Here is a 20,015-nt window from a genome sequence, read left to right as displayed (position 1 = left end):
AATACATAGCTGCATGAGAGGCATACCCAGGGAACTGAAACATCTAAGTACCTGGAGGAAAAGAAAACAAAATGTGATTCCGTCAGTAGCGGCGAGCGAACGCGGATTAGCCCAAACCAGGGGGCTTGCCCCTGGGGTTGTAGGACCTCAACGTGGCAAAAGTTTGTTAGGCGAAGTGATCTGGAAAGGTCCGGCAAAGAGGGTAAAAGCCCCGTAGCCAAAAACAAACATATGCCTAGAGGGATCCTGAGTACGGCGGGACACGTGAAACCCCGTCGGAATCCGGCAGGACCATCTGCCAAGGCTAAATACTACCTAGCGACCGATAGTGAAGCAGTACCGTGAGGGAAAGGTGAAAAGCACCGCGGAAGCGGAGTGAAAAAGAACCTGAAACCGTGTGCTTACAAGAAGTCAGAGCCCTCTATATGGGTGATGGCGTGCCTTTTGTAGAATGAACCGGCGAGTTACGTTCCCGTGCGAGGTTAAGTCGAAGAGACGGAGCCGCAGCGAAAGCGAGTCTGAATAGGGCGCTTTAGTACGTGGACGTAGACCCGAAACCGTGTGATCTACCCCTGTCCAGGGTGAAGGTGAGGTAACACTCACTGGAGGCCCGAACCCACGAATGTTGAAAAATTCGGGGATGAGGTGGGGGTAGCGGAGAAATTCCAATCGAACTCGGAGATAGCTGGTTCTCCCCGAAATAGCTTTAGGGCTAGCCTCGGAGTAAAGAGTTGTGGAGGTAAAGCACTGATTGGGTGCGGGGCCCGCCAAGGGTTACCAAGTCCAGTCAAACTCTGAATGCCACAAACTCATATCCGGGAGTCAGACAGTGAGTGCTAAGATCCATTGTCAAAAGGGAAACAGCCCAGACCATCAGCTAAGGTCCCCAAGTGTGTGTTAAGTGGGAAAGGATGTGGAGTTGCACAGACAACCAGGATGTTGGCTTAGAAGCAGCCACCATTGAAAGAGTGCGTAATAGCTCACTGGTCGAGTGACTCTGCGCCGAAAATGTAACGGGGCTAAACACGCCACCGAAGCTATGGCATGTACGTAAGTACTTGGGTAGGGGAGCGTTGTATGTACGTTGAAGTCTGACCGTAAGGACAGGTGGAGCGCATACAAGTGAGAATGCCGGTATAAGTAACGAAAAGATCAGTGAGAATCTGATCCGCCGAAAGCCTAAGGGTTCCTGAGGAAGGTTCGTCCGCTCAGGGTCAGTCGGGACCTAAGGCGAGGCCGAAAGGCGTAGTCGATGGACAACAGGTTGATATTCCTGTACCACCGTAGCCGTTATGAGCGATGGAGTGACGCAGAAGGATAGTGACGCGAGCTGATGGATGCTCGTCCAAGCAGTGAGGCTGGTGTGTAGGCAAATCCGCACACCATAAGGCTGGGCTGTGATGGGGAGGGAAATTTATAGTACCGAAGGTCATGATTTCACACTGCCAAGAAAAGCTTCTAGCCAGGCGAAGGTGCCCGTACCGCAAACCGACACAGGTGGGCGAGAAGAGAATTCTAAGGCGCGCGGAAGAACTCTCGTTAAGGAACTCGGCAAAATGACCCCGTAACTTCGGGAGAAGGGGTGCCTCGGTAGGGTGAATAGCCCGAGGGGGCCGCAGTGAAAAGGCCCAAGCGACTGTTTAGCAAAAACACAGGTCTGTGCGAAGCCGCAAGGCGAAGTATACGGGCTGACGCCTGCCCGGTGCTGGAAGGTTAAGGGGAGCGGTTAGGGAGTAATCCCGAAGCTGTGAACCGAAGCCCCAGTAAACGGCGGCCGTAACTATAACGGTCCTAAGGTAGCGAAATTCCTTGTCAGGTAAATTCTGACCCGCACGAATGGCGTAACGACTTGGGCGCTGTCTCAACGAGAGATCCGGTGAAATTTTAATACCTGTGAAGATGCAGGTTACCCGCGACAAGACGGAAAGACCCCATGGAGCTTTACTGCAGCTTGATATTGGACTTTGGTACGATCTGTACAGGATAGGTGGGAGCCGTTGAAGCCTGAGCGCCAGCTTGGGTGGAGGCGCCGTTGGGATACCACCCTGATCGTATCGGAGTTCTAACCTGGTACCGTGAACCGGTATGGGGACAGTGTCAGGTGGGCAGTTTGACTGGGGCGGTCGCCTCCTAAAAAGTAACGGAGGCGTCTAAAGGTTCCCTCAGAATGGTTGGAAATCATTCGAAGAGTGCAAAGGCATAAGGGAGCTTGACTGCGAGACAAACAGGTCGAGCAGGGACGAAAGTCGGGCTTAGTGATCCGGTGGTACCGAATGGAAGGGCCATCGCTCAACGGATAAAAGCTACCCTGGGGATAACAGGCTTATCTCCCCCAAGAGTCCACATCGACGGGGAGGTTTGGCACCTCGATGTCGGCTCATCGCATCCTGGGGCTGAAGTAGGTCCCAAGGGTTGGGCTGTTCGCCCATTAAAGCGGTACGCGAGCTGGGTTCAGAACGTCGTGAGACAGTTCGGTCCCTATCTGTCGCGGGCGTAGGAAATTTGAGAGGAGCTGTCCTTAGTACGAGAGGACCGGGATGGACGTACCGCTGGTGTACCAGTTGTCTCGCCAGAGGCATAGCTGGGTAGCTATGTACGGAAGGGATAAGCGCTGAAAGCATCTAAGCGTGAAGCCCACCTCAAGATGAGATTTCCCAATTCGTAAGACCCCTTGTAGACGACGAGGTTGATAGGTTCGAGGTGGAAGTGCAGCAATGTATGGAGCTGACGAATACTAATCGGTCGAGGGCTTAACCTTTAACAAACACACTTTACGTAAGTTTCGTATCTAGTTTTCAAGGAATAAACCTTGAATGTTTGGTGATGATGGCGGAGGGGATCCACGCGTTCCCATCTCGAACACAACCGTTAAGCCCTCCAGCGTCAATGGTACTTGAACCGAAGGGTTCTGGGAGAGTAGAACGTTGCCAAGCAAAAATAAGAGCCTTCTGAAGAGAAATCTTCGGAGGGCTCTTTTTGGATATTTTATTTGTTAGAAGAATCAATCAACCCTAAGCGAAGAACTCTCATAAGAGCCTGCTTAGGGTAATTAGGTCTAAATAATGCAAATTGGACTGACAGCCACAAGAACTAAGCCATTGTTTATTGTATAAAGCACGAAGTGTCTTTTCTTGTGATTTTGATCAGACCGCTTTGACGATAGGGTCTAAATCGATAAAGCATCCAAAGGCGGGGCATAAGAACCCAGGTGTGAAAAAGAATCAAATCCAAAATCCATATGGCAGGAATCCAAGGATACAATAAGGCGATGAAAGCAAGACCGATCCAGAAAAGATTCAGTTGTACTTTGCTTACTAGTTTAATAGAAGCGTGTCCTTCGGGCAAGATCCCGCACCAGAAGATGCCGGGGCGAAAGGACCAACCCCTCATAGCACTTCCGATCGTGTATTGAAAAAAAGCCCTGACCAGTAGCATATGGAATATAATGATGATGGGATACCCTAATAGCAAAGGGAGCCAGTCCTGCACATCGATTTTATAAATAAGAATAAGCAAAAGGACGATGAAGTAAGGGACAATTTTAAATATAGAGTGATACATTCGCTTCATTAACTTATAGCTATATATAGTAGAATCTTTAGACAGTGCCTGCTCTTGTTTGGACATGGAAACCCTCCGTCTAGTTACATAAAACTCACTCTTAGATATATCGGATTATTCCTTCCAAATTATGAGTACATAGCTAGTTTAGAAGATTTCAGATTTGGCTATACTAGTGTGTAAAGAAAGAAAATGAGGTGATTTTTCATGGAGGAGAACCGAATTGGTGTTTGTATGATTTGTGAGCAGCAGCGCAGCGGAGGTATTCATATTGTTTCTGTGTTTATTTGTGACCAGTGCAGCAGCGAGATTGTTCGAACGGATGTGGAGGACAGAAGATACCCATTTTTCGTAAAACAGATGAGGAAAGTCTTTCATACCGGGAAATCTGGAACCAGCACTTATATGTAGATCTCACATAGGTAAGATTTTATAAGGAACACTCGAAAGCTTCGATATGAAGCTTTTTTTGTTTTTTTAGCAGGTTTTCTCTACTATAATGTGGGGAAGGATGAGAGAGGGGAACAGAATGAATGACTACTATTTCGAAGCAGGATCGAGATCGCGCACCTTTATATGACGCAATGGCCGATCATCAGCGAGGAAGACATGCGAATTTTCATGTACCAGGACATAAGTCGGGCAGAGGATTGCTGCGAGAAGCGAGTGGATTGTTTTCATCAATCATGTCAATTGATTATACAGAAATATCCGGACTAGACGATCTCCATCAAGCAGAAGGGGTGATCTTGGAAGCCGAAAGGCTTGCAGCGGATTGCTTTGGTGCGGAGGAGACCTACTTTCTGGTAGGGGGCAGTACGGTTGGAAATTTAGCGATGATATCTGCATTGTGCGCTCCGGGAGATATTTTGCTTGTACAAAGGAATGTGCACAAATCGGTTTTGAATGGATTCATGCTAGCTGGTGCTAAAGCGGTATTCCTGCCTCCCAGTTGGGATCCTCATCTTGGAGTACCTACGGGGATTAACATAAATAGCGTTAAGGAGGCCATAAAGCGCTACCCGGAGGCTAAGGGATTGTTTCTAACGAATCCAAACTATTACGGAATGGGATTGGATCTTGAACCAATCACAGATTTTATGCATGCACAAGGTAAACCGGTACTAGTGGACGAGGCACATGGAGCTCATTACGGCTTTCATGAGGATCTCCCCAAATCAGCAATCTCCATGGGAGCCGACATTGTCGTTCAGTCGACCCATAAAATGCTGACCGCCATGACCATGGGAGCCATGCTTCACATACAGGGGAAGCTTATCAATCGGGAGGCTGTAAAACAGCGCTTAACTATGCTTCAAAGCTCTAGCCCATCCTACCCCATAATGGCTTCGTTGGATTTGGCAAGGAAGCTCATGCATACACAGGGGGAAGAATGGGTACGAAAGGGATTACAAGTAGTTAATTATTTGAGAAAGCTGCTGGATCAGAAAGCTGAATTCGAGTATTCTTTCAATAGCTACCCTCTAGTATCAGGACCTGGATACACAACGGTAGATCCTTTTAAAATCACGATTCGTGAACGGACGGGAACGTTATCTGGTCCTCAGCTGAGAGATGCACTGGAGTCCCGCGGCTGTTATGTCGAAATGGCAGATGCTCGAAATGTTCTGCTAGTTCTCACTCCAGCATCAACGGAAGATGACGTAACTAGATTATATGAGGCGTTATGTAACATTTGTTTGGAGGAACTGGTGGAAAAGAAGGAACTTCAACCGCCTATCACGAATATATATAACTTACCTTCTCTTACTCACATTTCGCAGCCTGTCAAATTTGATATGCGAAATTTGCAGAATGAAGGGATCTCGTACAGCTTAGCAACAAGCTCGGTCGACGTTCAGCAAGCTATAGGAAAATGTTCCGCTGAGATGGTGATCCCTTATCCGCCGGGAGTACCTCTCCTGTATCCGGGAGAAAGGATCACAGAAGCAGCAGCCGAGATGCTGGAGCAATTCAGAGCGCTTGGCATCAAGTTTCAAGGGACAGCATATGGACAGACCCGCAAGCTTAAGATATACACATAGTACATTACAGGCAAGGCAAGGTGCTTCAGCATTTAGGAGGTTCGTGTGAAGGGAATATTCATTACGTTTGAAGGCCCGGACGGCGCCGGCAAAACGACCCAACTGCAGAAGTTGGCACAAGAAATCACAGCTCTTGGCTATGATGTCGTTGTAACCAGAGAGCCAGGTGGTACATCCATCAGTGACCGCATAAGAAGTATCATATTATCTCCTGAGAATAAGGAAATGACCGATCAGGCTGAAGTTCTTCTTTATGCGGCATCCAGAGCTCAGCATGTGCATGAGTTGATTTTACCAGCAATAGAGGCAGGGAAAGTAGTTCTATGCGACCGCTTTATTGATGCAAGTGTTGCTTATCAGGCTTACGGATTAGGCGTGGATCGGGAGATGGTTACATCCATTAACCGCTATGCAAGCTCCGGGCTGCAGGCAGAGAGGACATATTTGTTGGATGTGCCTGTAGAGGTTAGTCAGCATAGGCTGCGTCAACGAGCGGCAGGAACACAAACAGAGCTTCAGCTGGACCGTATCGAGCAGAAAGGCTTTGAATATCATAGCAGAGTTAGGGATGGATTTCATCAAATTGCTGCAGAGGAGCCCCAGAGGGTAAAAGTCATCGATGCGAATCGAACAGAAGCTGAGATTGCCGAGGATATTTTGATCGACTGTAAACGGTTGCTTGAGGTACATCTTTCCGGCTAAAGCATCCGAGTCGAACTTCGTTTATAATGAAGAGGAGGAATCGCCCATGAAGTTAGTCGTTGCCGTTGTTCAAGACAAAGATAGTAACCGTCTCTCTAATGCGCTGATCAAAGAAGGATTTCGCGCGACCAAGCTTGCGAGTACTGGTGGCTTTTTGCGTGCCGGCAATACAACCTTTATGATAGGCACGGAAGACGAGAGGGTACAAGAGGCGCTTCAGGTTATTCGTGCTAATTGTAAAATACGGGAGCAGCTTGTCACACCGGTGTCACCAATGGGTGGAACGACTGATTCGTATATTCCATTTCCAGTGGAAGTACAGGTGGGTGGAGCCGCTGTATTCGTACTGCCAGTCGAAAGATTTGAGCATTTCTAACATCGAATGTCGATTACTTATATAAGGATGGATGAAAAATCATGAAAATTAATCCGGGGTGGCAGCCCATCGGCAAGAACGTGAAAGTCAGCGACAATGTCCCGTCACCTATGACGGCGCCCCGGAATTTCTCGGATATCATGCATCAGCACGACGAGAAAGTTTCACAGGAGCAATTGACGCAAATGATGCAGCAGATTTCGCTGCAGGGAGATCGTCTGGCCCGCTCGATGACCGTTCGGGAGCTTCGGCAGTACAAGTTGATGGTCAAGAAATTTCTAGAGGAAACGGCCAGACGGGGTGTCAGCTTAAGAGATACTAAGGGCTGGGACCGCAGAGGAAGATCGAAGAGGTATAAGCTGCTGGAAGAGATCGATGTGCATTTGCTTGCCTTGGCGGACGAGCTGCTGGAAAACGAGCAGGGACGCATTGATATCTTGCACAGAATCGGAGAGATCCGAGGCATGCTGATTAACCTTTTATTTTAGGTGATTGAGAGTTTGTGTAGTGCTCGTCTATAGGACGATGAATTCGGATGGAGAGAAATGATGATGTCCTTTCAAGAAATTCCTGGACAAGCGGCAGCCAAACGGCAGCTGCAAAGCGGATTGAGGCAGGACAAGCTGTCTCATGCTTATATTTTCAGCGGTCCTGTAGGGACAGGGCGATCCGCAATGGCTACGGCTTTGGCGAAGGCCATTTATTGCAGTAATGTAACCGATGACGGATGCGGGGAATGCTTGGAATGCCGTAAGGTAGAGCATGGTAATCATCCCGATCTGCACATTGTCGAGCCTGAAGGGGCTTCTATTAAAATCGAACAAATCCGTGAGTTGCAAAAGGAATTTGCATACCGGGCTACAGCCTCCGGCACGAAAATATACATCTTGCATCACGCAGATAAAATGACGGTGCAGGCTGCAAACAGTCTGTTAAAATTTTTAGAAGAACCGACTTCCCGCGTAGTGGCGATTCTGATAACGGAAAATGGGAATGCTTTGCTCCCGACCATTCAGTCTCGCGCTCAGTGGATTTCGTTCACACCGATGCCGCGCGGGGATATGATTGAAGCGCTTCTATTAGAGGGTTATGCTGCTGCATTAGTTCATCCGGCTGCTCATATGACGGCTGGGATGCAGGCTGCGCGGGAGCTGCTCGCCTCGAATTGGTTTGCAGAAATGAGAAGCGTAGTGTTACAATTAGCGAAGGAGACGCTGACGCGGTTTCCTTCCTCGATGATTACCGTACAAAAGATGATGAAGACAGAGCTGGCGGATCATATATCAACGCTCTTTGATATGTTGATTCTCTGGTTTAAAGATATGGTGCAGTTGCGCCTTGAGCGCAGAGACAAGCTAGTGTATCACGACCAGTTGGACTGGATGGGCTCCCTCGCATTCAGTCGGGACACTTCTGATTGGGTTTGGATGATGGAGCAGGCGGTTGATCTTCAAAAACGCTTGCGGTTTAACGCCAATTCGCAGCTGGTGATAGAAAAAATGCTGGTGGAGATGCAGGGGGTGTAGCATGTATTCGGTAGTTGGAGTCCGCTTCAAGAAAGCGGGTAAAATATATTATTTTGATCCGATCGATCTGCCTATAGAAAAAGAAAATGCCGTTATCGTGGAAACCGCACGAGGCGTCGAATATGGCAAGGTAGTTGTTGGCAAAAAAAGCGTCAAAGAAAACGATGTGGTTTTGCCGCTCAAAAAGGTGATCCGGATTGCAGATCATACAGATGCCGATCTGGTCGAAGAGAACAAGAAGGCTGCTAAGGATGCTTTTCAAACCTGCCACGAAAAGATTAAAGATCATAATCTTAAGATGAAACTAGTTGACGTAGAGTATACGTTCGACCGGAATAAAATTATTTTTTATTTTACGGCAGAAGGTCGAGTCGATTTCCGGGAGTTAGTCAAAGACTTGGCTAGTATTTTTCGAACGCGCATCGAATTGCGTCAAATCGGTGTTCGTGATGAAGCGAAGATGCTTGGAGGCATCGGACCTTGCGGGCGGATTTTATGCTGCTCGTCCTTTTTAGGTGATTTCGAGCCTGTATCCATCAAGATGGCTAAGGATCAGAACCTATCGCTGAACCCTACGAAAATATCTGGGCTTTGCGGTCGTTTAATGTGCTGTCTGAAGTATGAGCATGATAATTATGAGAGTGCTAAGGATACGCTCCCAACTGTCGGCAGACATGTGATTACTTCCTTGGGCAATGGCAAGGTGCTCGGTCTGAACTTGAATGAACGCACGGCTAAAGTGCAATTATTTGATCTTGGTAAGGTCATGGATTTGCCGTTTGATGATGTGGTAGAACAAGAGTAGACGCTTGATTCGGACAAGCCGTGAATAAAGGGCGGCGCGACAAGCACGCATGGCTCTAGAGGTGAAATCGTGGATAAACAAGATGTTTTCGAGCAGATTGGTGAAATCGAAGAAAGAATGGGCGCCACTTACGCCGAATTGGGGCATTTGAAGAAAAGAGTGATTGCTCTGCTCGAAGAGAACCAGCGGCTTAGCATTGAAAATGCTCAACTGCGCAAGTTGATCCGGCAGGATGACCCTGCTGTGGTAGAACAGCCGGTGGGAGAGGATGTGGAGGAAGCTCCCATTATCGGTGCAGGATATGACAATCTGGCGCGTCTATATAATGAAGGTTTTCACATTTGCAATGTCTATTATGGGCACCTTCGTACTGAAGGAGATTGTCTGTTTTGCTTATCCTTTTTAAATAAATAGTTTGTTGACCGTAGGGATGATATCCTTACGGTTTTTTCCATAAAGAGGACATGAAAGGAATTGGCCTAATCCATATATGAATCAAGTACCTTTACAACCTTCAGAACGAATTGATGATTTATTGACCCATAATTTGAAAATTATACAGAGTGATCAAGTATTCAGCTTTTCACTGGATGCTGTTTTATTAGCTCGCTTCTGTTCCGTGTCCCATAGGGGGGCAATGATTGATTTGTGTACGGGTAATGGGGTCATTCCTCTCCTGCTGAGTACCCGTTCCCGGGCAGAGATATGGGGTGTTGAAATTCAGGAGAGACTAGCAGATATGGCCGCTCGGAATATGCGTATTAATGGCTTGGAGCAGAAGCTGCATATGCTGCAAGGAGATTTGAAGACCATTCATCAAAATCTGGGGCATGGCAAATTCGATGTAGTAACGGTAAACCCGCCTTATCTACCCGTCCCTAATGGTGAGCAGAATGTGAATGAGCATATTGCAGCGGCAAGGCATGAAGTTCATTGCACACTCGAAGATGTGATCGCAGCATCGGCAAGGCTAGTGAAGGCAGGGGGAAAGGTAGCGATGGTGCATCGACCGTCTCGCTTGGTCGATATTTGCTGCCTGATGCGGCAATATCGAATTGAACCTAAGCGAATCCGCTATGTGCATCCACGTGCCGGTGAGGAAGCGATGATGGTCTTAATAGAAGGAATGAAGGATGGTAAGCCGGAAATCCGCACGCTTCCTCCTTTTATCGTATACGATCAGGATGGACAGTATTGCAAGGAGCTGCAGGAAGTGTATTACGGTGGACGAGCTTCTTTGGAAGATTTGTAAAGTAGTCAGAATGGCAGATGTACAAGCATATAATAAAGTAATGGGTAAAGAGGGTACCAACATTGACGATACAAGTACAAAAGAGCTACGCCGAAGGTAGAGGCGCAGGGACGCTATACCTGGTGGCCACTCCGATTGGCAACCTGGAGGATATGACCTTCCGCGCGATCCGCACGCTGAAGGAAGTGGAGTTGATTGCCGCGGAGGACACGCGGCAAACGCGCAAGCTGCTGACGCATTTTGAAGTCGCAACGCGACTCGTCAGCTATCACGAACACAACAAGCAGGCAAGCGGACCGGAGCTCATCCGCTTGCTGCTTGAAGGGCGGAGCATCGCGCTGGTTAGCGATGCGGGGCTTCCGGCCATCTCCGATCCAGGCTACGACCTGGTGAGGATGGCCGTGGAGCAGGACGTGCCGGTGGTCCCGATCCCCGGCGCGAATGCGGCTCTGTCGGCGCTGATTGCATCGAGCCTGCCGACAGACCGGTTTACCTTCGTCGGTTTTCTCCCCAGGGAGAAAAAGGATCAGACGAAGGTGCTGCAAGGACTGCAGCAGACGCAGGGCACGCTGCTGTTTTATGAATCGCCGCACCGCGTCGAGAAAACACTCGGCCGGATGGCCGAGGTGTGGGGCGGCGGGCGGCGGGTCTGCCTCGCCCGCGAGCTGACGAAGCGGTACGAGGAATTTGTCCGAGGCACGATTGAGGAGTGCCTCGAGCATCTCTCGCAATATCCGCCGCAAGGGGAATATTGCATCATCGCCGAAGGCGAGTCGGCAGCGGCAGCTTCCGCAGCCGGCGGTGCAGGAGCTTGGTGGGCGCAGCTGTCACTCGGCGAGCATGTTGAGCACTATGAGGCGCAGGGCAATGAGCGGAAGGAAGCAATGAAGCTGACGGCCATAGATCGTGGCCTGTCCAAGCGCGATGTGTATAATGCGTTGATTGAGCGTTAGCAGCGATGAAGCGACGCTTTAAGAAGGAACAAAGAAGAAGTATGCCTGAATTAGGTTTGTAAAGATTAAGTAAAGTGAATCGACAATCCAGTAGGATACAGTAAAATTGACTTATTGCTGAAGAAATGAACTTTGCAAGCATGCAGAAAGAATAAGGCTGCGGCGAAGCTGTGGTTAACAATCAAGCATTGAAGGAGCATTCATACAGAGAAGCAAGAAAGCAGTAGAGATACAGCGAAGCAACAAGTCGGTGGAAAAAAGAAGGGGCATCAAAGCCCCCGCATATACGTTAGGCTCAGCGAATGGTTTGATGTAGACGATCTACAACATAGAGACGTACGTAATCCTTTGTTTTGCACTAGCCTACTCAGCATTGGTTTAGGAATAACCGCTGGTGTGCTGGAATTAGACTTAAGATATGTTATAGGAAGAGGGGCGGCTTCAGCCTCTCTAAAATCTGAACAAAAAAAGATCTCTAACCCGTGGCTTTCGCCAACGAATTAGAGACTAGAGGAGATATGAAAAAGGTTAGAATTACCTAAAGGAAATGTGATACTTCTATTATATACTATTTTTCTTATTTTGTCACAGGTGTTGGCATCTCAGATAAACAAATATGGCAAACAATTTTTCCCTTAAAATAAGTAACGTTCTCGGCATTGCCGCAGAAGATACATGCAGGCTCATATTTTTTTAGCATGATGCGCTCACCATCTACATAAATTTCCAAAGCGTCCTTCTCGCCAATACCCAGCGTGCGGCGGAGTTCGATTGGAATAACAACGCGGCCTAATTCGTCAACTTTTCTTACGATACCAGTGGATTTCAACATATATGAAGTTCCCCTTCCGAATGTGAAGTAGATGTAAAAGTTAATCGCCATGTTTCGACAATCTTTTCATAACTTATGATACCAACCATTCCCAAAATAGTCAACCATCTTTTATTAAATTATACATTGGTCTAAAAAAATATGAAAGTTTTGTGGAGTAAAGACAAAGGAAATCCCTTATGGGGTAAGGTTTTGTAAGTAATATCTTACAAAAGTGACGTGAAGAGGCTTTAATTTTACAGGAAGAAAAGGGAAAACGTTACATTCGAAATTGGAATCTATGATTCGACTTTATTCGACAATTATGTCGAATGTAGAACGCAAGTGATGTCGAAAAGCTGTCGAAATGATGTCGAAATCAGCAAAAGAGAGGTTGTGGCTGAATGAAAGAAGAGAAAGTATTCAAGGATCCCGTACATAAATACATTTATGTTCAGGATGATATCATCTGGGATTTGATCAATACGAAAGAGTTTCAAAGGCTGCGGCGCATCAGGCAGTTAGGAACCTCTTATTTGACGTTTCACGGTGCGGAGCACAGCCGGTTCTCCCATTCGCTTGGCGTTTATGAGGTGACACGGAAGATCATTTCTCAATTTGAACGGAACCAGTATGAGGATTGGCCCAAGGAAGAAAGATTGCTATGTCTCTGTGCAGCACTTCTGCATGATTTGGGACACGGACCGTTCTCCCATTCGATCGAAAAAGCTTTTGGAACCCGTCACGAGGACTGGTCTTGCCGCATAGTGCTGGGAGATACCGAGGTCAATGAGGTGCTCAGCCGGGTATCGCCCGAATTTCCGAAGCAGGTAGCTGGAGTTATTTGCAAATCTTACAATAAAGAGATCGTCATCAGCCTTGTATCCAGTCAATTGGATGCTGACCGTATGGACTATCTGCTGAGAGATGCATATTTCACTGGAGTAAATTACGGCATGTTCGATTTGGAACGAGTCCTTCGTGTTGTCAGGCCGTACAAGGGCCATATTGTCGTGAAAGAAAGCGGCATGCATGCGGTGGAGGATTACCTGATGTCCAGGTACCAGATGTATTGGCAGGTGTACTTCCATCCGGTGACACGCAGTGCGGAAATTTTGCTGAATAAGATTTTTCAACGGGCAAAGCATTTATATGAGGAGCAATATGCATTTGGCTTCATGGTTGATCCGATCCTTCATTTGATTCAAAATAAGCTGACTCTGCAAGACTATTTGCTGCTAGACGAATCCGTGATGCAGACGATGTTAACGTTCTGGAGCGGGGAGAAAGATGCAACACTGTCAGACCTGTGCAAACGCTTTTTAAACCGAAAGCTGTTCAAATACAGTACGTTTGAAGAGTTGGACCAAAAGGTGCTCGCCCGCATGGAGCATGTGATGAATGAGATGGGACTGGAGCCGGCCTCGTATCTGGAGATTGATTTTCCGACAGGACTTTCTTACGATGTGTACAGGCCTGGAGAGAGTGATGATAACTTTCCTATCCTCCTGCTGAATCATAAAGATCAACTGACGGAAATCACGCACAAGTCGGAAATCGTGCGCTCCATTAGCGGCATTCATCGAGGCAAACACCACATCTACTACCCTGAAGAGTTAGTGGAAGGCTTGAATACGAGAGAATACCAGGATGTATGGGCGCTGCTGGGCTCACAGGATTAACAGGGGCGCAACGAAGTCGAACGAGAATTTCATCATTCAAAGGAGTTTATCATGCTAACAGATTCACATACGCACTTAAATGCAGAGCAATTTAACGAAGACCGTGATGAGATGATTAGGCGTGCTTGGGATGCAGGGGTCACCCGTATGGTGAATGTCGGCTTCAACCGAGAGACGATTCCAACGTCCATTGAGCTAGCAGAACGCTATGATTTTATCTACTCGACGGTGGGGTGGCACCCTGTAGATGCCATTGATATGAAGCCTGGCGATCTGGAATGGATAGAGGAACTGTGCAAGCACGAGAAGGTAGTGGCGATCGGAGAGATCGGGTTGGATTACTACTGGGATACATCACCTAAGGATGTACAGCAGCGAGTGTTCAGGGAGCAAATTCAGCTGGCGCGGAAGCTCCATATGCCGATTGTCATACATAACCGTGATGCGCATCAAGATATCCTTCAAATTTTAAAAGAGGAAAAGGCGGCGGAAGTGGGGGGATCATGCATTGCTTCTCTGGCAGCTGGGAGACGGCCAAGCAATGCCTGGACATGAATTTTTACATTTCATTCGGGGGTCCCGTTACTTTCAAAAATGCGAAGCAGCCAAAGGAAGTGCTGGCTCAGGTTCCGCTCGATCGTCTTCTCATTGAGACGGATGCTCCCTATCTGACTCCGCATCCTTTCCGCGGCAAGCGCAATGAATCGGCCTATGTCCGGCTTGTTGCCGAAACAGCCGCGGAAATACGCGGACTAAGCTTGGAGGAACTTGCTGAAATTACAACGGGTAATGCAATTCGTTTATTAGGGCTCAAGTAGAGCGGTACGAAATTTTCGGCGCAGTACAACTCCGCAGATGAAGGTGATGATTATGACCACCGCAGCGGGGAGGAGCGCATAGACAACCGAAGACCTGATCAGAAGCGGGATCGACAGCAGACAGGTCTGGATGAGCAGTACAGTCCAGATCAACCAAGCTGTAGCTCCTGCTTTTTTCATACGATCTAAGGGGTACATGTCCAGCCAAAAGGTATATTGGTGCGCACGCTCAATGCCAGTCAGCTGAATCATCGACACAAGCACAATGATGATCAAAGCGATTGCTCGGGCCCACGGACTGGAGGCTGCGCATAAGATCACAATGCCGAGTCCGGTCATACGTAAGATGATGCCGAATAGCTCGGTGCGCAGCAGCGTCTTTGTAAAGAGATACAAGTATGCGGAATTCTGTCGAAATGGCAGCATCCGGGTAATTCCGCTAATCCAGCTGCGGCGCGAGATTTTCGTAGGAAGCTGAGGGACGTGGATGAACCAGTTGAAAAACAGATACAATTGTGCCTGCTGCTGCTTTTCTCTAGCGATCAGATAGTCCCATCCTATATAGTAGCGTAACGTTCTTCTTAAACAGATCAACCAGATGCCAAGCAGCAGCAAGGCTGCACAGCCGGCCCACATCAAATGGACTTGGAATTGAAGGATGACAATAGCAACGCTTCCGCCCCAGCGAAAAAGAATAAAAGCGTTTCTGCGATTTGCGTAGACAATACGGCTTTCATGCCAGCTGGCAAGCAGGTGTGCTAACTTCACGACGATCAACAGAAGCAGCATAAGAATGAAAGGCTGAGCAGCAGTACCCTCGCAGTGGTGATACAGAGGCCAAAGTGCTGCAATGGCGGCCAATAGCCACAAAGTTTGCAGGGCAAGGCTGTACAGAATCGAGTGTCGAAAATAGCTCCCCATCTGACTTTCCATACGCAGTAAGAACATTCTATCTGCATCTCTTAGAAGTGTACGAATTGGACTTGCCGATAGTGTAGGAACGAGCAGCAGCAGCACAATCCAGAGGTAAGGATAATTTGTCGGAAGCTGCTGTAATGTTTTTGCATAATAATAGGAAGCTACAATGACAAGAAATAACATGAAGCCGACAAAATTACTGCGGGCGGCATATAGCCAATAGCCCATCGTTTCTTTCATATAAAGGTGAAAACGCTGCCTCCATATATCCTCAACACTCATTCTCATGTCCTTCATAAAGAATCACCTTGGATAATGTGATAGAAAATGTCGTCTAATGACGCTTGCGCCAGGCCCGTTTGTGCTCGCAGTCCTTCTATATCGCCATGAGCTGCCATGCGCCCTCGATGCAATACGACAAAGTGGTCGCAATATTTTTCAATGGTAGACAAAATGTGCGATGAGATGAGGAAGCTGGCCCCTTTGTGCTTCATCCTCACCATTAATTCCAGCAGCGAGCGTATCGCAAGCGGGTCGAGGCCAAGAAAGGGCTCATCGATGATATACAGGTCTGGTTCGACCAAGAAAGCGTTCATGATCATAACCTTCTGCTTCATCCCCTTGGACAAATGTCGGGCGAAGCTTTTCAGCTTATCTGTCATGCGGAATTCCTCTAGAAGGATCTGGGATCGCTCCTGATACTGCTCGCGTGTCAGCCCATATGCCATTGCGGTTAATTCCAGATGCTCGGCAATGGTTAATTCCTCATAGAGCTCGGGACTCTCGGGTACATAAGCATAAGAAGAGCGATAAGAGATGGATTGCTCGTCCAGCGTGAGTCCTTTGATGCGAATAACGCCTTTTTGCGGCTGTAGCAGTCCAAGGATGTGTTTAATGGTCGTGCTTTTACCAGCCCCGTTAAGGCCGATTAGACCCACCATTTCACCCTGGCGAATCGAAAAAGTAAGTCCGTGAAGAACAGGCTTGCCTGGAAGATATCCTCCATACAAGGCTTCAAGTTGCAGAATGGGATTCATCGAATGGCCTTCCTTTTCAGCAAATTATTGGAACTTTTCACCCAGTTTTAACCACCACCATTATAAACAAATTCGCTTTTCGTGCCTAATTCCTAGGCTCATTTTGTGAAAATAAGCGTAAAGATGCGTTATATAGAGAAAAACGTATTAAAAGCCGTGATTTATTATTTAAAATGTCTATAATTATTGAATTCCGCGCTTTTTAGCAGGCGACTATCCCTTTACAGGTTGAGATTTACAGCGTAATATACTTTTCATAATAACTTAATAACCAATTTGCCAAATTTCCATTCGCTGAGTCCCATATAAGGGAACGGGGGAACCGCTGCCGGCAAGTCAGTGTTTACGTACAGGCTGATTTGCAAGCAGAATGATTATCAGGGGTGAATCCATTGTGACTGCATGATGCAGGAGCAGGGTAGGGCGACTCTCACGTCCGAATCCGTCAGCTAACCTCGTAAGCGTACCGAGAGAGGTAACGATTGTCGTGTCTAGTCATGTCTACACACATGTATACAAGACCACGGGAAGAGTCCTCTTTCCGCTGGTCTTTTCATTTTTTGGAGATATTTACATCAGGATGCTCATAGGATGAAAAGCGAGGGGGGTGGGACTACCGTTGGCAGCGCAGCGCGTTGTGTGCTGTTGTCGGGAGAACTCCGCTGTAGAGCTGGAGAGGAAGAGGTACGTTAAGTTAAATCACACAAATAACCTTAGTCGCGTCTAATAATCATGCGTAACACACGGGCGGCGAGGCTTTGAAGGAGGACCGAAGAAGTGGGCAACATCTCTTTAACCGAGACCCATGTAAGTCGATCATCCAGCATGTCCTTGGCACTGCGATGGAAGCATGAAAACTTGCGTTTGATCTTAAGTTTGGGTTTGATTTCAATCGCTATGACTTTCATGTTTTTGGTGTTGTTGTACGGTACGGCTACCAAGAGCGTATCCGTAGTTGTGAATGGACAAGAAACCGTTGTGCACACGAAGCAATGGGTCCTGCAACGCCTACTGGATGAACAAGCCATAAAGATAGGGGAGCACGATGAAATTTCTGCTGCGCTGAATACCAAAATCAAAGGCGGAGAGAAATTCGTTATCGAGCATGCTTCACCGATTCAGTTGACTGCTGATGGAAAGACCACCACTGTTTACACAACTGCAAGAACGGTTGAAAGTGCATTGCAGGATTTACATATTGCACTGGGAGACCTCGATAAAGTAACCCCTGAACCAACCGCATCACTGACATCCGGCGATGAGATTAAAGTCGTTCGGGTGAAAAAAGAAATCGAAGAAATGACGGAGCCGATCGCATTCGATACGGAAAAGAAGAATGATGCATCGATCTTGAAAGGTAAGGAGCAGGTCGTCCAGGAAGGTAAAGAGGGCGTTCTGTTGAAAAAGAAAGAGAAGACCTTCGAAGACGGCGTTCTTGTCTCCGAAGCGGTTGTCGATGAACAAGTCCAATCGGAAAGCGTCAATAAAATTGTCGCTATAGGAACCAAGAATCCGGTTGTTGTCTTATCGGCCTCTTCGCCGAGCGTGGATGAAATAGCCAAGAATGGCGTTAAATTCGGTTACAAGCAAATTCTCAAGAATGTGAAGCTTACTGCGTATTCAGCGGGAGTTGCATCTACTGGTAAATCCAAGGATAGCCCTGGTTATGGTAAGACCTATACAGGGACTACCGTAACGGAAGGCAGAACGATTGCCGTAGATCCCAAAGTGGTTCCGCTTGGCTGGTGGGTATACATTGAGGGCGTGGGCTTCCGTCGTGCTGAGGATATCGGCAGCGGCGTGAAGGGGCAGATGATCGACGTGTATTATGACGATGAGAGTCATGCCAATCGATTCGGGACGAAAAGCGGGTTTACCGTCTATATTATCGGACCGAAGAAACCAACGGAGAACTAGCACATCTAGGTGTAAATAAATATCTGCACGGGCAGAATGAAAATAAATAGGAATGATCCGGCTGTGCCGGCGAAAGAAGAGGGGCTCCCTCTTCTTTTTGTGCGTGTAGGGAAAGGAACGGCTGTATGATTAAGGAAGTTATTGTAGTTGAGGGCAAGGATGATACGGCTGCGATCCGGCGTGCGGTACAAGCAGACACCATCGAAACAGGAGGCTCCGCAATTGGAGCTGCTGTGCTCAAACGGATTGCGCTTGCGCAGGAGCGCAGGGGTGTCATTATCTTCACGGACCCCGATCATGCCGGTGAACGGATACGCAAGATTGTAGCTGCCAAGGTTCCTGGCTGCAAGCATGCTTTTATTTCACAAGAACAGGCGGAGTACAAAGGGGATATTGGCGTCGAGAATGCCTCCCCGGAGACGATACGCCACGCACTAAGCCATCTTCGTACAGAATATGAAGCTGCTGTCTCCATGGTGACATGGGAAGATTTGATAGATGCGGGTCTTATCGTCCATCCTGAAGCGGCTTCAAGGCGCTTGGAGGTAGGCAAGAAACTGGGGATAGGGTACTGTAACGGTAAGCAATTTTATAAACGCTGTGCCATGTTTCAAATCACTCGTGAGGAGTTTGAGGCGGCGGCAGAACTATTAGATAAATGAGGGTTGTAATCCATGAATACGAACAATAGGATCCTTTCTGAGGATGTCGCTACGCCGAGTAGAACCAAGGAAATTTTAAAGAAGCATGATTTGGTGTTGAAAAAGAGTCTAGGGCAAAATTTTCTGATCGATCAAAATATTCTCCATAAAATCGTATCCGCTGCGGATCTCGGACCCGGCAAGGGGGCGCTTGAGATTGGGCCCGGTATCGGCGCGTTGACTCAGCAGCTGGCTAAGCTCGCAGAGCGTGTGCTTGCTGTTGAAATTGATCAGCGTCTGCTGCCCATTCTGGCAGAGACGCTGGAGCCGTACCCCCATGCCTCAGTCGTGCATGGGGATGTGTTAAAGCTGGACCTGCCGGAGCTGTTCCGGCAGCACTTCGAGGGCAAGGTCGACGCCGTCAGCGTCGTCGCCAACTTGCCCTATTACATCACGACGCCGATCATCATGAAGCTTCTCGAAGAGAAGCTTCCGCTGGAGAATATCGTCGTGATGATTCAAAAAGAGGTGGCCGACCGCATGGCGGCCGCCCCCGGCTCCAAAGACTACGGCAGCCTGAGCATCGCCGTACAGTTCTACTGCGAGCCGGAGCTCGTCACGATCGTGCCTCGCACCGTCTTCGTTCCGCAGCCGAACGTCGATTCCGCCGTGATCCGGCTGCGTGTGCGCACGGCGCCGCCGGTGGACGTAGAGGACCCGGACTTCTTCTTCGAAGTCGTCCAATCGTCCTTCGTCCAGCGGCGCAAGACCCTTTACAATAACCTGGCTGCACGGTTCTTTACCAAAGAAACCAAGGCCGAGCTCGAAGGGCTTCTTCTCGGCATCAACATTGTGCCTTCGCGCCGCGGCGAGACGCTCAGTATGGAGGAATTCGCGCGCTTGACGTCGGCTCTCCGCGCGTACGGCTGTAAATAGCCAAATTTACCCGCACCAAATGCCCAGTCCCGCCA

Annotated in this window: 18 protein-coding genes, 2 rRNA genes, 1 pseudogene and 1 riboswitch (1 of these 22 only partly in view); of the genes and pseudogenes, 17 read left to right on the top strand and 4 right to left on the bottom strand. The window is 48.2% G+C overall.

Going from position 1 to position 20,015, the window contains the following annotated elements:
- Both L0M14_RS26985 and rrf read left to right on the top strand, forming a co-directional pair.
- Positions 1 to 2,758, top strand: a 23S ribosomal RNA gene (locus tag L0M14_RS26985); it begins 160 nt to the left of the window's first position.
- Between the two features lie 58 nt (positions 2,759 to 2,816).
- Positions 2,817 to 2,933 (top strand): 5S ribosomal RNA (gene rrf / locus L0M14_RS26980).
- 169 nt (positions 2,934 to 3,102) lie between these two features.
- Here the strand turns inward: rrf and L0M14_RS26975 are convergent.
- Positions 3,103 to 3,627, bottom strand: coding sequence for a hypothetical protein (locus tag L0M14_RS26975; protein WP_235119483.1), 525 nt, complete (start codon positions 3,625 to 3,627; stop codon positions 3,103 to 3,105).
- Between the two features lie 141 nt (positions 3,628 to 3,768).
- Between L0M14_RS26975 and L0M14_RS26970 the strand changes: the two genes are divergently transcribed.
- From L0M14_RS26970 to rsmI, 10 genes are all read left to right on the top strand, one after another.
- Positions 3,769 to 3,972 (top strand): sigma factor G inhibitor Gin, encoded by a 204-nt coding sequence (locus tag L0M14_RS26970; protein WP_235119482.1) that lies wholly within the window; start codon positions 3,769 to 3,771, stop codon positions 3,970 to 3,972.
- A 122-nt stretch (positions 3,973 to 4,094) separates the two neighbouring features.
- Positions 4,095 to 5,606, top strand: a complete 1,512-nt coding sequence (locus L0M14_RS26965) for an aminotransferase class I/II-fold pyridoxal phosphate-dependent enzyme (RefSeq protein WP_235119481.1) — start codon at positions 4,095 to 4,097, stop codon at positions 5,604 to 5,606.
- Positions 5,607 to 5,651: 45 nt separating this feature from the next.
- Positions 5,652 to 6,308, top strand: a complete 657-nt coding sequence (tmk, locus tag L0M14_RS26960) for a dTMP kinase (RefSeq protein ID WP_235119480.1) — start codon at positions 5,652 to 5,654, stop codon at positions 6,306 to 6,308.
- Between the two features lie 46 nt (positions 6,309 to 6,354).
- Positions 6,355 to 6,684 (top strand): cyclic-di-AMP receptor, encoded by a 330-nt coding sequence (locus tag L0M14_RS26955; protein WP_235119479.1) that lies wholly within the window; start codon positions 6,355 to 6,357, stop codon positions 6,682 to 6,684.
- Positions 6,685 to 6,725: 41 nt separating this feature from the next.
- Positions 6,726 to 7,172: a YaaR family protein gene (locus L0M14_RS26950; protein WP_235119478.1), complete on the top strand. Its 447-nt coding sequence runs from the start codon at positions 6,726 to 6,728 to the stop codon at positions 7,170 to 7,172.
- 63 nt (positions 7,173 to 7,235) lie between these two features.
- The gene (gene holB / locus L0M14_RS26945; protein ID WP_235123044.1) at positions 7,236 to 8,210 is read left to right on the top strand and encodes a DNA polymerase III subunit delta'; all 975 of its coding nucleotides are present in this window, start codon (positions 7,236 to 7,238) and stop codon (positions 8,208 to 8,210) included.
- Between the two features lies 1 nt (position 8,211).
- Positions 8,212 to 9,015 (top strand): PSP1 domain-containing protein, encoded by an 804-nt coding sequence (locus tag L0M14_RS26940; RefSeq protein WP_235119477.1) that lies wholly within the window; start codon positions 8,212 to 8,214, stop codon positions 9,013 to 9,015.
- Between the two features lie 69 nt (positions 9,016 to 9,084).
- A complete protein-coding gene (gene yabA, locus L0M14_RS26935) occupies positions 9,085 to 9,429 on the top strand; it encodes a DNA replication initiation control protein YabA (RefSeq protein ID WP_235119476.1) in 345 nt (114 codons plus the stop codon).
- Between the two features lie 76 nt (positions 9,430 to 9,505).
- Positions 9,506 to 10,267, top strand: a complete 762-nt coding sequence (locus L0M14_RS26930; RefSeq protein WP_235119475.1) for a tRNA1(Val) (adenine(37)-N6)-methyltransferase — start codon at positions 9,506 to 9,508, stop codon at positions 10,265 to 10,267.
- Positions 10,268 to 10,329: 62 nt separating this feature from the next.
- Entirely contained in the window at positions 10,330 to 11,220 is an 891-nt protein-coding gene (gene rsmI / locus L0M14_RS26925; RefSeq protein WP_235119474.1) for a 16S rRNA (cytidine(1402)-2'-O)-methyltransferase, read from the top strand.
- Between the two features lie 577 nt (positions 11,221 to 11,797).
- On the opposite strand, the gene L0M14_RS26920 is transcribed toward rsmI, so the two are convergent.
- On the bottom strand, positions 11,798 to 12,052 hold the full coding sequence (locus L0M14_RS26920) for an AbrB/MazE/SpoVT family DNA-binding domain-containing protein (protein ID WP_188178304.1): 255 nt from the start codon (positions 12,050 to 12,052) through the stop codon (positions 11,798 to 11,800).
- 383 nt (positions 12,053 to 12,435) lie between these two features.
- On the opposite strand from L0M14_RS26920, the gene L0M14_RS26915 reads away from it, so the two are divergent.
- Entirely contained in the window at positions 12,436 to 13,713 is a 1,278-nt protein-coding gene (locus tag L0M14_RS26915) for an HD domain-containing protein (RefSeq protein WP_235119473.1), read from the top strand.
- 51 nt (positions 13,714 to 13,764) lie between these two features.
- Positions 13,765 to 14,531, top strand: a pseudogene (locus L0M14_RS26910) (TatD family hydrolase).
- Here L0M14_RS26910 and L0M14_RS26905 read toward each other — a convergent pair.
- The gene (locus L0M14_RS26905) at positions 14,517 to 15,746 is read right to left on the bottom strand and encodes an ABC transporter permease (RefSeq protein ID WP_235119472.1); all 1,230 of its coding nucleotides are present in this window, start codon (positions 15,744 to 15,746) and stop codon (positions 14,517 to 14,519) included. The pseudogene L0M14_RS26910 and the gene L0M14_RS26905 sit on opposite strands and share 15 nt — an antisense overlap.
- Entirely contained in the window at positions 15,743 to 16,486 is a 744-nt protein-coding gene (locus tag L0M14_RS26900; protein ID WP_235119471.1) for an ABC transporter ATP-binding protein, read from the bottom strand. The genes L0M14_RS26905 and L0M14_RS26900 overlap by 4 nt, the downstream gene beginning before the upstream one ends.
- 282 nt (positions 16,487 to 16,768) lie before the next feature.
- Positions 16,769 to 16,966, top strand: a riboswitch (cyclic di-AMP (ydaO/yuaA leader).
- A gap of 297 nt (positions 16,967 to 17,263) precedes the next feature.
- On the opposite strand from L0M14_RS26900, the gene L0M14_RS26895 reads away from it, so the two are divergent.
- From L0M14_RS26895 to rsmA, 3 genes are all read left to right on the top strand, one after another.
- Positions 17,264 to 18,403, top strand: a complete 1,140-nt coding sequence (locus tag L0M14_RS26895) for a resuscitation-promoting factor (RefSeq protein WP_235119470.1) — start codon at positions 17,264 to 17,266, stop codon at positions 18,401 to 18,403.
- A gap of 125 nt (positions 18,404 to 18,528) precedes the next feature.
- Positions 18,529 to 19,065 (top strand): ribonuclease M5, encoded by a 537-nt coding sequence (rnmV, locus tag L0M14_RS26890; RefSeq protein WP_235119469.1) that lies wholly within the window; start codon positions 18,529 to 18,531, stop codon positions 19,063 to 19,065.
- A 12-nt stretch (positions 19,066 to 19,077) separates the two neighbouring features.
- A complete protein-coding gene (gene rsmA / locus L0M14_RS26885) occupies positions 19,078 to 19,980 on the top strand; it encodes a 16S rRNA (adenine(1518)-N(6)/adenine(1519)-N(6))-dimethyltransferase RsmA (protein ID WP_235119468.1) in 903 nt (300 codons plus the stop codon).
- The last annotated feature ends 35 nt before the right edge of the window (positions 19,981 to 20,015 follow it).

The organism is Paenibacillus hexagrammi (assembly GCF_021513275.1).
In the GTDB taxonomy this organism is placed as follows: Bacteria; Bacillota; Bacilli; order Paenibacillales; family NBRC-103111; genus Paenibacillus_E; species Paenibacillus_E hexagrammi.
The sequence above is the reverse complement of the archived record's forward strand: the minus strand, read 5'-3'. Positions and strand labels throughout refer to the sequence as shown.